The sequence below is a fragment of the Mucilaginibacter sp. genome (assembly GCF_028287845.1).
In the GTDB taxonomy this organism is placed as follows: Bacteria; Bacteroidota; Bacteroidia; order Sphingobacteriales; family Sphingobacteriaceae; genus Mucilaginibacter.
This window is the reverse complement of the sequence record NZ_JAQBOW010000082.1, coordinates 13,387-25,862: the sequence shown is the minus strand read 5'-3', so window position 1 is coordinate 25,862 and position 12,476 is coordinate 13,387. Positions and strand designations below refer to the sequence as shown.

General features: G+C 36.7%; 12 protein-coding genes. 7 read left to right on the top strand and 5 right to left on the bottom strand.

All coding sequences use genetic code 11. From position 1 onward, the window contains the following. Nucleotides 1-26: 26 nt before the first annotated feature. Nucleotides 27-1,172 carry a dipeptidase gene (locus JWP71_RS07875; protein WP_299498370.1) on the bottom strand — a complete coding sequence of 382 codons (1,146 nt, stop codon included), beginning with the start codon at nt 1,170-1,172 and terminating at the stop codon, nt 27-29. A 110-nt stretch (nt 1,173-1,282) separates the two neighbouring features. Between JWP71_RS07875 and JWP71_RS07870 the strand changes: the two genes are divergently transcribed. Next, the gene (locus JWP71_RS07870; protein WP_299498369.1) at nt 1,283-1,978 is read left to right on the top strand and encodes an SIMPL domain-containing protein; all 696 of its coding nucleotides are present in this window, start codon (nt 1,283-1,285) and stop codon (nt 1,976-1,978) included. Between the two features lie 130 nt (nt 1,979-2,108). Here the strand turns inward: JWP71_RS07870 and JWP71_RS07865 are convergent, their stop codons facing one another. From JWP71_RS07865 to JWP71_RS07855, 3 genes are all read right to left on the bottom strand, one after another. Continuing rightward, nucleotides 2,109-3,326, bottom strand: coding sequence for an alpha/beta hydrolase-fold protein (locus JWP71_RS07865; protein WP_299498368.1), 1,218 nt, complete (start codon nt 3,324-3,326; stop codon nt 2,109-2,111). Nucleotides 3,327-3,394: 68 nt separating this feature from the next. Further along, nucleotides 3,395-4,267, bottom strand: coding sequence for a helix-turn-helix domain-containing protein (locus tag JWP71_RS07860; protein WP_299498366.1), 873 nt, complete (start codon nt 4,265-4,267; stop codon nt 3,395-3,397). 386 nt (nt 4,268-4,653) lie between these two features. Beyond that, complete coding sequence (locus JWP71_RS07855) at nt 4,654-5,100, bottom strand: acyl-CoA thioesterase (protein WP_299498364.1); 447 nt, start codon at nt 5,098-5,100, stop codon at nt 4,654-4,656. Between the two features lie 136 nt (nt 5,101-5,236). On the opposite strand from JWP71_RS07855, the gene JWP71_RS07850 reads away from it, so the two are divergent. After that, a complete protein-coding gene (locus JWP71_RS07850; RefSeq protein WP_299498363.1) occupies nt 5,237-5,674 on the top strand; it encodes an Hsp20/alpha crystallin family protein in 438 nt (145 codons plus the stop codon). 196 nt (nt 5,675-5,870) lie between these two features. On the opposite strand, the gene JWP71_RS07845 is transcribed toward JWP71_RS07850, so the two are convergent. Continuing rightward, nucleotides 5,871-6,362, bottom strand: coding sequence for a YajQ family cyclic di-GMP-binding protein (locus tag JWP71_RS07845; protein WP_299498362.1), 492 nt, complete (start codon nt 6,360-6,362; stop codon nt 5,871-5,873). 180 nt (nt 6,363-6,542) lie between these two features. Between JWP71_RS07845 and ppk1 the strand changes: the two genes are divergently transcribed. The 5 genes from ppk1 (at nt 6,543) to mtaB (ending at nt 12,452) form a co-directional block, all read left to right on the top strand. Continuing rightward, complete coding sequence (gene ppk1 / locus JWP71_RS07840) at nt 6,543-8,597, top strand: polyphosphate kinase 1 (protein WP_299498361.1); 2,055 nt, start codon at nt 6,543-6,545, stop codon at nt 8,595-8,597. Beyond that, entirely contained in the window at nt 8,594-9,481 is an 888-nt protein-coding gene (locus tag JWP71_RS07835) for an exopolyphosphatase (protein ID WP_299498360.1), read from the top strand. The genes ppk1 and JWP71_RS07835 overlap by 4 nt, the downstream gene beginning before the upstream one ends. Nucleotides 9,482-9,825: 344 nt before the next feature. Next, entirely contained in the window at nt 9,826-10,386 is a 561-nt protein-coding gene (locus tag JWP71_RS07830) for a UbiX family flavin prenyltransferase (RefSeq protein ID WP_299498359.1), read from the top strand. A 77-nt stretch (nt 10,387-10,463) separates the two neighbouring features. After that, the gene (locus JWP71_RS07825) at nt 10,464-11,081 is read left to right on the top strand and encodes a DUF4352 domain-containing protein (protein WP_299498358.1); all 618 of its coding nucleotides are present in this window, start codon (nt 10,464-10,466) and stop codon (nt 11,079-11,081) included. Between the two features lie 51 nt (nt 11,082-11,132). Then, a complete protein-coding gene (gene mtaB / locus JWP71_RS07820; protein WP_299498357.1) occupies nt 11,133-12,452 on the top strand; it encodes a tRNA (N(6)-L-threonylcarbamoyladenosine(37)-C(2))-methylthiotransferase MtaB in 1,320 nt (439 codons plus the stop codon). Nucleotides 12,453-12,476 lie beyond the last annotated feature (24 nt).

The following is a 12,476-nucleotide window of genomic DNA, read 5'->3' as shown; positions in this document are numbered from 1 at the left end:
ATATCCCGACTATGTAGCGCTTAATACTATCCTTTATTAGCCTTAAATACCCGCATAAAATTACCGCCGAATATTTTGGCAACGTCTTTCTTACTGTAGCCCAGCTTTAATAGTTCGGTTTTTATTTTGGGGTAATCAGCAACGCTATCCATTTCTTGCGGAAACGATTCTGAACCGTCAAAGTCTGATCCTATGCCTACGTGCTCAACTCCAATAAGTTTAGCTATATAATCAATATGTTTAATGAGCATGCTTAATGGCGGGCGCACCATGTCCGATTCTGCTTTATGTATCGCGCTTAATCTTTCGATAGCCAAATCCCTGTCGTTATAAATTTTTATAAGCGAGTCTAGTTCCGGGCGGTGTACCTTTATAAAAGCACCTTCTTTTTGGGCGTAGGTACTATCAACAAAACCGCTGTAAAAGTTAACAAATACCACACCGCCATTTTTTGCAAGCGCCTGTAATTGCGCGTCTTTCATATTGCGGCGGTTTTTGTTAAGAGCCCACGCGCAGCTATGTGATGCAATAATCGGTTTGGTAGTAGTAGCTATCACATCATAAAAGGTTTGCTCGCCCACGTGCGATACATCCACCATAACCCCCAAATCATTCAAGTGATGCACTATCTGCTTACCAAAATCAGTAAGCCCTTTGTGCTTTAACGAATCTCCCTTTGTAGTTTCATCAGCTGCTGATGTTGCCCAACTGGTGCTGTTGTTCCAGGTTAGCGTTAGGTAAGCCATGCCGCGTTTGGCCAGTTGGTCAACATAACCTATACTATCCTCTATCATATGTCCGCCCTCAACACCAATTAAAGCTGCCAGCTTATTTTTTTTAACCGCTTTGGTTAATTGCTTAGGCGTGGTAACCATAGCTATCATATCCGGGTGCCGATTAATTAATGCGTATAACGAATCTATCTCGCGGTTAGCCATTGCGTAACCTGTGCCTTTGCCATATTGCCCGCTGCACCATATAGAAAATATCTGCGCGTTTAACCCGCCTTGTTTGGCACGTACCAGATCAAAATTGCCAATTGGTTGCAATTTTCCAAGGTCGGCACCGGTAATTAGCTGGTTTGATATGGCATCGTTATGGGTATCAACAAGTAGTTGCGCTTTTGTATTTAATGCTAAAGGTAACAGCAGAATCAAGATCAGTTTTTTCATGATGTAATTTAAAATAAAAATATACAATTTATAGTCCTGGTATATTATAATAATTACAATTGATTAAACTTTAATAGGTTTCTTTGTTCTATATCTACAAAAATATATACATGAAAAAGCTACTTATACTTACCGCACTTATTATTGTTGGTTACAACACCTTCGCTCAAAGCGTAGATCTGCGCCGCAAAATTGAAGTTACCGGCATTGCCGAACAGGAAGTTACCCCTGATATTATTAATGTTTCTATTTCTCTGCAGGAATACATTAACGGGAAAACAAAAATTACTATAGATGAGTTAGAAAATCAGTTGGAAGCAGCTGTGCGCGATGCCGGTATTGCTAAAGAAGATTTTACGGTAAATAATATGTCGGCCTATAATAATACTTACCAAAAGAAAAAGAACCCCGATTTTTTGGCTTCAAAACAATATGGCATTAAATTTCATGACCTGAATAAGTTTAACCAGATACTAAGCAAGGTTGACCCTAAAGGCATACAAAGTACCAATATTGACAGCTACAACTACTCAAAAATAGATCAGCTAAAAAACGAGCTTAAACTAAAAGCGTTGTTAGCGGCCAAAGCCAAAGCAACCTATTTGCTCAATGGCCTGGGCGAAAAGCTGGGCAACGTACTAAATATTACTGAAAATGATAACAGTAATTACCCGCAACCACGACAGGTTATGTATAAAGCTATGTCGCTTAATGAGGTTAGTATTCCCTCCGAATCGGACATTAATTTCAAGAAAATAAAATTAAGCTTCCAGGTAAATACAGTGTTTGAGATAGGGGTGAAGTAAGATAGTTTTGACATCGAAGTAAAGACTTTCGAATTTTTAAATTTCGAAAGTCTGAAAAGGGTCTAAAATTTCAATCTCCGATGCACTTTACGTGGATTATAAATCCTTTATCTTTTTAAGTGATTGATTTTTAAGGAGTAAAAAGCGCTTCTATCCGTTTTATATCTTTCTGATATAATTCTGAACGATCGGGATAATCCTTGTCGGTTTTGTCTAATTTACTAAATCCGGTTTTTAAATTGGCCAATGCATCTTTATAATTTTTTAATTTTTCCATAGCAAGTCCAAGATCTGAATACAGGTCATGTTGGTTTGGGCTAACTTGTATGGCTTTTTCAAAATGCAGCTGTGCTTTATCATACTTTTTTAAAGTCATATATTCATTGCCTATAGCATCTTGTATTTGTACCTCAACAGGATCTATATCAAAGCCGTAACTATCTTTAATTAACTTTTGCCTGCTAGCCATCGCTAGATCAGGATCTATTTTTCCGGCAAAAATATCTTTGAACCATACATTCATATTCCAATCTTTAAAGATAAATGCAAGTGCTTCCGGAATTGTAAATAACGGTGTAGTATTGTGGTTTTTACCCGGAAGATCTACATAGTTATAAGTAAAACGCGGGTTAGGGTTTTGAGCAAATAACTTACCTAAGGCTACTGATCCAGGCTTAAAAGCTACTTCGTTAATGCCCTCTGTACCTGATCCCCAGCAAAAAAACGTTTTATTATGTATGTTAGATCGTAATGTGCTTTTTAGGTCGGCAAACAATATACTATCACGCTGTAACTCCAAAGCGGGACTAATAGCAATTATGCCGTTAAAAAATTCAGGATCTTTAGTAAAACTGTGTGTAAGGAAAAGCCCTCCTAATGAATGCCCTATACCTATTTTAAAATTTTGCGTTCTGAAATTTTTAGTTAGCTCAGGCAGGAGTTCTTGTTTTAAAAAGTCGAAAAACTTATCCCCATTCACCTTGCCGCTACTTGGGTTGTTTTTTACAGCATAGAGAGGTCCAAAATCCAATACCCTGTTTCTTTGTATCACACCTACAATTATACAAGGCGGCATTTCTAAAAAATTTGTTAAATAATCGGTAGTGGCTAATATCGAATTTCTTAAAAAAGTCTCATCGCCATCAAATAAAAAAATTATGGGGTAACTGACTGTTGTTTGATCATAATCTTTAGGCAGGCTTACCCAATATTTTCTGGGAGTGGGAATAAGTTTTGGGGGTAATGTGTATTCTTTGGGCTCCTGGTATTTCATTAACTCCTGGGCCTGCGTATTTAATGTAGCTAAAACCGAAATTATTAAAACCAAGCAGTTTATTATTTTTTTCATTTGTTTTTCTTAGGTTGATATAACATGATGCTACGGCGTTAGTTATTTGTAAAGGAACAAATGTTTAATTACAGAGAATTGTATTTTTCAGACATGGTATCTAAAAATTGAAACACCAAACGGTCATCTGCTAATTTACTAATGGTTTTGAAAAACGTGCTTGGGTTTGAGCCGGCAATTTGTTTGTATACATTTATAAAATAAGCCTGGTCATAAAAATTACTTTCATAACTTATATCTGTAAGTGTTTTATTGTGTTGATCAAGTAATTTATTATCGAGCGAGTGCCTGAAACGAGCTATCTTTTTAAAGCCGACCGGCGATATTCCAATATGCTTATTAAAGAAACGATCTAGTGTTCTGGTGGATGTTTTTAGCTCTTTTGCAATTTGTTCAATACTTGTTTCTTTCGTAAAATCAGTAAGCATAGATACCGCTTTTTCATAAATAGGATCAATATCCAAAGGTGTATAAACCGATAGTAAAAACTCTTCTAATATATTTACCCTGTTTTCCAGTTCATTGGTGGCATAAAACGCACTAATAAAATTTTTATAACCCGGCTCGTTGTTCCATTCTGTAAATAGTTGGGAATCATGCTGCGCTATTTCTATGAATGGCTTCTTAATAAAATGATTCAATCCCAATGGTTTAAAGTGAATAGTTATCTTATCAAGCTTTCCATTTAAGTTAACCAATAGGGGATATTTTCTCATTCCCTGTACCAGCAAAACACTATTTTCTGTTTTACTTTCAAATATGCTGGTAGTATAACTGCTGATTTTAGTATCAATATTTTTATGAATATTTAATGGCGTAGTTAAATTTGGGAAAGAATAATAGTTGACACTAAACTGAGGATCATCAGTTTTAAAAAAATAATAATAAGATATATGCTGTTTTAATAAAGGATGTCTAGAGAAATACGCATGAATATCCATAATACAATGCTAATATTTTAATATTAGTATTCCAATGATTTCTCAAATTTACATCGATAGCATTGTCCCGGCGGGGTCGCAAAATTTTGAATAAAAGTATTTCACATCAGGTGTTTCACCCCATTTTTGCAAAAAAACGTAAAAATAGCATAAAGTACTTATTATAAGTTATTTATTCTACTTTACCTAAAGTATTTGTACTGTTTCAAAGTGTTTCACTCATTTTGTCAAATTTCTGTATATCAATATGTTAACCTAAAAGAGTGTTTCATGTGTTTCATTAATTTGTGAAACACTAATATCACCTTTTTTAGGTAATAATCGTTACTATCCCGGCAGCATACACCACGGGAAACTACTGCGAAAATGTTTGTTGATATAAGACTTTAATTAGTATTTAATATCAGCCTTGGCTCGTCATACTCAATCATCCGCTTGCGTTCGTTGGTGGGTATTTTTACAGATTTATTGGCCGAATAATCATAACAGATACAAACTGTTTTGCCGGTAGTGCAAATCTCCTCACCATGTGGGGTTATCTTAACCAGTACATGCATTACATCAAAACTGCTGTTACCAATGCGCACCACACGTACGTAGCACGCAATTTGGTCATGCAGGGTTATGGGCTTCAGATAATTTACCTCCGACCGGCCCACGATGATACCGTTCTCACTGAAATTCCAGTCGATGGCTTCTTTCCAATAATTAAAGCGGGCAATTTCAAAATAGGTTAAATAAATAGCGTTGTTAACGTGCCCCACGGCGTCTATATCCGAGAAGCGGATAGGGATATGGGTTTTGTATTTGTAATCTGATAGTTTTTCAGCCATTGTGCGCCATTATGTCTGGTAAAAATATAGTTAAACGACAAATTGTCTACTAAATAGCATCAAAAAAGCTATTGGTACAACAGTTGAACAACTCTTGGCGAAGATAATAAAAACAAAAACTTAGGAGGATATAAAAATGACTTTAGTAAAATTTGGCAAGGATCAAAAAAACAGTTTAGTGAATCCATTTTTTAATGATGTGTATTCGCTATTAAACGATTCGTTTTTAAACGAAAAATTAGCAACCCGTACACCTGCGGTAAACATTGCAGAAAGCGATAATCAATTTGAAGTTGAATTAGCCGTACCGGGCTTGAGCAAAGAAGATTTTAAAATCAATTTGGATAAAAATGTATTAAGCGTTTCGGCCGAAAAGAAAACTGAAACCGTTGATGAGAACAAGAAATTTACCAAACGCGAATACAGCTTTAATTCATTTTCAAGGTCATTTACCTTACCTGAAAGCGCAGATCATTCAAAAATAGAAGCTGATTATACAGCCGGAATTTTGAAATTGACCATCGCTAAAAAAGAAGAGGCTAAATTTCAATCAAGAGAAATAGCTGTAAAATAAGTTATATCGGGAAATCCAAAGGTCCGGTTTGTGGGAGGCTTTATAAGTGAAAGGGGACCGGACCCGCGGAATACCGAAAAGAGAGTTTTCATAATAGTAATGTTGGTTTAGTTTGAAAAAGGCCGTTCCATTTTGGGGCGGTCTTTTTCGTTTTGGCCTCACCCATCCCTTTCCAACGGAAAGAGCTTTAAACAACTTAATCCCTCATATTAATATACTGCAACGGCTGGTCGAAGTTTTCTTTGCGGCAAAGCGCAATAACTTCTTGCAGGTCGTCTATTTTTTTAGCCTGTACGCGTACCTGGTCATCCATAATACTGGCTTGTACCTTTAGGCCGCTATCTTTAATTTTCTTAACAATTTTTTTGGCGGTATCCTGGTCAAGCCCTTGCTTTATTTTTATTTCTTTACGTATCATGTTGCCCGATGCGGCTATTTCTTTACCAAAATCCATTGCTTTTGGGTCAAGCTGCTGCTTTACCATGCGGCTTATAATTGCATCTTGTATGGCTTTAATACGCATATCGTTTTCGGTAACTACCGTTATTACGTTGGTTTTTTTATCAAGCTCTATAGTGCTTTTTGAATCGTTAAAATCATAGCGGTTCAAAATTTCTTTTTTAGCTATGTTGATAGCGTTATCCAGCGTTTGGCCGTCTATTTTGCTTACTATATCAAATGTTGGCATGGGTAATTGGTTTAAAATTGATGTTTACAAAATTAATGTAATGATAGTATATATAAAGCCATAAAATCAAATAGTAACTATTATTGTTAAAAACAAAAGCATAATATACCAATCACTTAATATTAACTTAACAAATAAATAAGCAGATTTGCATACAGTGCTGCAAAGCACTCAATTTATATGGATATTAAACGCATACCTTTAATTAACAGAGAAATTAGCTGGTTATATTTTAACGAACGCGTTTTACAAGAAGCAGCCGATCCAACTGTACCCTTAATTGAAAGGATAAGGTTTCTTGCTATTTTTTCATCAAACCTCGATGAGTTTTACCGCGTTAGGGTGGCAACATTAAGCCGCCTTACCAATTTGAATGAAAAGGCTAAGGAAATTTTGGGTTATAATCCTAAAAAGCTATTAAACCAGATAAAAAACGTTGTTGTAAAACAAGAACGGAAGTTTAACAACCTATACGAAAATATCATTGTTAAACAGCTTGCCGAAGAAAAGATATTCCTGCTTAATGATAAACAGTTAAATGTAGCCAGGGGTACATTCGTGAAAAGCTATTTCCGCGAAAAACTATTGGCAACGCTGGTGCCCATCATGCTGGATAATACAAATGTATTGCCCGAGCTGCGCGACCGTTCCATATACTTTTTTGTAAAGCTCACTAAGGATAAAAAAACAACTTACGCTTTAATTGAAATACCGGATAATCTTTCCAGGTTTATTGTATTGCCCGAAACTAATAACCTGAAATTTATCATTTTATTAGATGATATTATACGATACAGTTTGGAAGATATATTTTTCATATTTGAACATGATAGTATTGACGCCTATTCCATACAGCTTACCCGCGATGCAGAACTGGACCTGGATAAGGAAGTAAGCGAGAAGTTTATTGATTCACTATCTAAAAGCTTACAAAAACGGCGTAGGGGCAAACCCATGCGTTTGCTATACGACTCTGAAATGCCGCTGGATATGTTAAAGTATTTGGTAAGCAAATTGGGCCTGCATGGCGAAAGCCTTATCCCGGGCAACCGTTACCATAACTTTAAAAATTTTATTGCTTTCCCTAACGTAGGCAGACCCGAGTTGGAGTATGTAAGATATGCAGTATTACCGGTTGATAGCCTGACTTTTGATAAAAGCTTAATGGCTATGATAGCTAAGCAGGATTATCTCATCAATACCCCTTATCAAACGTATGATTATGTGATCCATTTTTTACGTGAGGCCGCTATTGACCCAAAGGTTAAAGAGATAAGTATTGCGGTGTATCGCCTTGCAGAAAATTCGCGTATAATGCATGCTTTGATAAATGCGGCAAAGAATGGCAAGAAAGTAAATTGTTTAATTGAACTGCGGGCGCGTTTTGATGAACAAAACAATATTACCTGGAGCCGCAGACTGGAAGAAGAGGGCGTAAATGTATTGTATGGTATTGAGGGATATAAGGTACACGCTAAAATATGTTTGGTAAGCCGCACAGAAAAGGATAAACTGGCTTACTACGCTTGCTTATCTACCGGAAATTATAATGAGAAAACAGCGAGGATATATGCCGACCATACCCTGCTCACCTCTAATAAAAAAATAACCAATGATTTGGTAAATGTTTTTAAAGCTTTAAATAAAAGCATATTACCTAAAGGGTTAAAGAGCCTTATTGTGTCGCCAATTGATTCGCGGCCGGCAATTTATAAATTGATAGATACCGAGATCAGGCATGCCAGGGCCAAAAAGCCTGCCTATATGATCCTGAAAATGAATAGCCTGGCTGATGAGCAGTTAATTACTAAACTATATCAGGCCAGTAACGCTGGTGTGAAAATTAAAATGATAATAAGAGGCATGTGCTGTCTGGTGCCCGGTATAAAAGGTTACAGCGAAAACATTGAGATAGTAAGCATTGTAGACAAATACCTGGAGCATGCCCGTGTACACATTTATTGTAATGGCGGAGATGAACTGATGTACTTAACATCTGCCGATTTTATGACCAGGAACATTGATACCCGCGTTGAGGTGGGTTTCCCTATTTATGATAAAAAAATCAAGAAAGAGATAAGAGACATAATTGATATTCAGCTTAATGATAATACCAAAGCGCGCGAAATTAATAGTCACAATACCAACAAACACCATAAAACAAACACTGAGGTACCAGTGAGGGCACAAATAGACATTTATAATTATCTGAAAAATAAAAACAAAATAAATTGAGATACGCAGCAATAGATATAGGTTCGAACGCGGTAAGATTGCTTATTGCTGATATAATTGAAAACGACGGGTCTGTTTCATTTAAAAAAAATACGTTGATCCGGGTACCATTACGTTTGGGTGATGACGCATTTATAAATCAGCATATTTCTGATAAAAAAGCAACTGATTTGGTAAAAACCATGTATGCTTTCCGTAACCTGATGGATGTATACAAGGTGGGAGATTATATGGCTTGCGCCACATCTGCCATGCGCGAAGCTAAAAATGGTGATCATATTGTAAAGCAAATAAAGGAACAGGCGAATATCGATTTGGAAATTGTTCTGGGACAAGCGGAAGCGCGGATCATTTACGCCAGTCATGCAGAGCAAAATATAGACAGAACAAAGAACTATTTATATATTGATGTAGGTGGTGGCAGTACAGAGCTTTCGTTGTTTTCATCAGGCGATTTAGTGGCGTCTAAATCTTTTAACATTGGTACCATCCGCATACTTGATAACCAGGATACAGAGGAATCATGGAACTCCATGAGAGAGTTTATACGGGAACATACCAGGCATTTTAAAAATATATCAGGCATTGGTACCGGTGGAAATATTAATAAGCTTTATAAATTATCCGAAGAAAAAGATAACTCACCGTTAACCTTTAATAAGCTAAAATCGCTTTACGGTTATCTTGATTCATTTTCGCTAAAAGACCGTATTAATGTTTTGGGCCTAAACCAGGATAGGGCAGATGTTATTATACCGGCCTGCGAAATATATTTATCTGTAATGAAATGGGCCGGCATTAAGAGCATGCATGTGCCCAGCGTAGGCATGGTTGATGGTATTATACAAACATTGATAGATAAGAATTACGTCAAATTTCATTAAATTAATTTAATAAATTGTTTAATAATTAAAAAAGTGTTATTATATTTGTAATGCCCTCTAAAAGGGCATGTTTTTCATAGGTAGATGTAGGGTCGGGTACTAGTTATTCGACCCTTTTTTTGTAGCCTGCCCTCCCTCTAAACGGCGGAGCTTTCATGAACACTTTGAAAAAATAAAGAATTGTGAATAATCTGCCCCGGAGGGAAGACTTGGAAATTTTCATTATACAAACCAACGACACTTCATTTGTTATTTAGACTTATCTTTGAAAGAAACTTAAACTGTTTTTAATTGATTTAATAATTATAAAAGTCTCCCTACCGGAGGAGATTTAGAGCGGACCCATGAAGAAAAAAATTGTAGTTGCTATTACCGGCGCCAGCGGAGCAATATATGCCAGGTTATTATTGAATAAATTACAGCAGCTAAACAGCCAAATAGCCGAGGTTGCGCTAATTATGTCTGATAATGCAAAGCAGGTATGGCGATTTGAATTGGATAATGAAGATTATGCCAATTATCCTTATAAATTTTATGCTAAAAACGATTTCATGGCGCCCTTTGCATCTGGCTCGGCAAAGTTTGATACCATGGTAATTATACCATGCTCTATGGGTACTTTGGGTAGAATTGCCGGCGGCATATCTGACGACCTGGTAAGCCGCGCAGCCGACGTGATATTAAAAGAGCGTCGTAAACTGATATTGGTGGCCCGCGATACTCCTTTAAATCTCATCCATATACGTAATATGGCAACAGTAACCGAGGCTGGTGGGATTATTTGCCCGGCAGTACCATCGTTCTACAACAAACCGCAAACAGTTGAAGAAGTTGCCTTAACAGTTGTAAATAGGGTAATAGATTTGATAGGATTGGACAATGATAGTTATCGTTGGGGCGAATAATTGTTTATAGGCATTTGAAATTGAAAAACTTTATTTAACTTGCTGACAATAAACCCATAAACTAAACCTTAACATAGATGGAAAATAATAAACAACCCATACCAGAGTGGGCAAAACCTCAGCCTAAAAAGAAATGGAAATGGTGGCAAATTCTGCTAATAGTTTTATTCATTCTATTTATAATTGGTAAGTTAAGTAAAAATGATGCAACTAATAATAGTAGTGGAAATAGTAGCACAACTAATGCATCTACGTCAAACGAGGTGCCATCATCCTCGTCAAATGTTATTCAAGTAGGTCAAACTTTGAAATCTGACATGTTTGAGATTAGAGTAAATAAGGTAGAGGTTTCGGATTGGGTAAATACTGGTAACGAATTTGCCGATCTCAAAAGAGAAGATGGTTCTCAATATATTGTCTTTAATGCAACATTTAAAAATATTGACACGGAAAGCAGGATGCTTATTGATGGTAAATTAACTGTTAATTACAATGGTAAGGATTATGACTTTGATAAATCTGAAACTATTTTGTTAGATGGATGGGGTTTAGTGTTAGATCAAATTAACCCGCTTGTTTCAAAAACCACTAATATTGTTTATAAAGTTCCTAAAGAGCTAAAAGGTGATGTTTATTGGGTGCCAGGACGTACCAGTGGTGACGAAAAAATATTATTAGGGGCAATAAAAATGTGAGCCGACCGATATTCACTCATTATACCATAATTCGTATATTTGCGGCAAATAATGAACAAGAAAGTCGCTTTTTATACACTGGGTTGCAAACTCAACTATTCTGAAACATCAACACTAGGCCGTCTTTTCAGTAACGCGGGTTTTGATACCGTTGATTTTACTAATACGCCCGATGTATATGTTATCAATACCTGCTCGGTAACCGACCATGCAGATAAAAAGTGCAGGAAGGTTGTAAACGAAGCGCTTAAAGTATCACCCAATGCTTACATAACCATTGTAGGCTGTTATGCACAGCTAAAACCAAAAGAGATTGCCGAAATCCCGGGTGTTGATATGGTTTTAGGCGCTGCAGAGAAGTTTCAGATCATAGATCATATTACCGATCTTACTAAAAATCCTAAAACATTAATATATAATCAGCCGGTAACAGCGGCTAATGAGTTTATTCCTGCACATTCATTTGGCGATCGTACCCGTACCTTTTTAAAGGTTCAGGATGGTTGCGATTATTCCTGCTCATTCTGTACCATACCATTAGCGCGAGGCGCCAGCAGGAGCGATACTATTGGAAATGTAATTGAGCAAGCTAAACAAATAGCGGCATCAGGCGTAAAAGAGATAGTGCTAACCGGGGTTAACCTGGGCGATTTCGGTATCATCAATGGCAAGCGAGAAACTAAATTCTTTGACCTGGTAAAAGCATTGGATGAAGTAGAAGGTATTGACCGTATACGTATATCATCCATCGAACCCAATTTATTAACAGATGAGATCATTGAATTTGTAGCTGCATCAAAACGTTTTGTACCGCATTTCCATATTCCGTTGCAATCGGGCTCAAACAAAATACTAAGCCTGATGCGCCGCCGGTATAAACGCGAGTTGTATGTAGACAGGGTAGCTAAGATAAAGCAGTTAATGCCCAATTGCTGTATTGGTGTTGATGTAATTGTGGGCTTCCCCGACGAAACAAGAGAAGATTTTATAGATACTTATAATTTTTTAAACGAGCTGAATATAGCATATCTGCATGTATTCACTTATTCTGAACGTGAAAATACTTTAGCTGCCGAAATGAGCGGTGTTGTGCCTGGTTCAACACGGGCCGACAGGAGTAAGATGCTGCACATATTATCTGACAAAAAACGCCGCGCATTTTATGATACCCAATTAGGCCGGACAGAAGAAGTATTGTTTGAGGGCGATATTAAAGAAGGTTTTATGCATGGTTTTACCCGCAACTATGTAAAAGTAAAAACCAAATACGACCCGGTATTGGTAAACGAATTAAAAACAGTTTATCTAACACAAATATCACCCGATGGTGATGTTGAAATAACCGAGGGCCAGGAAATATTAGTACATTAATTCTATATTCGCTGCAAATTATCT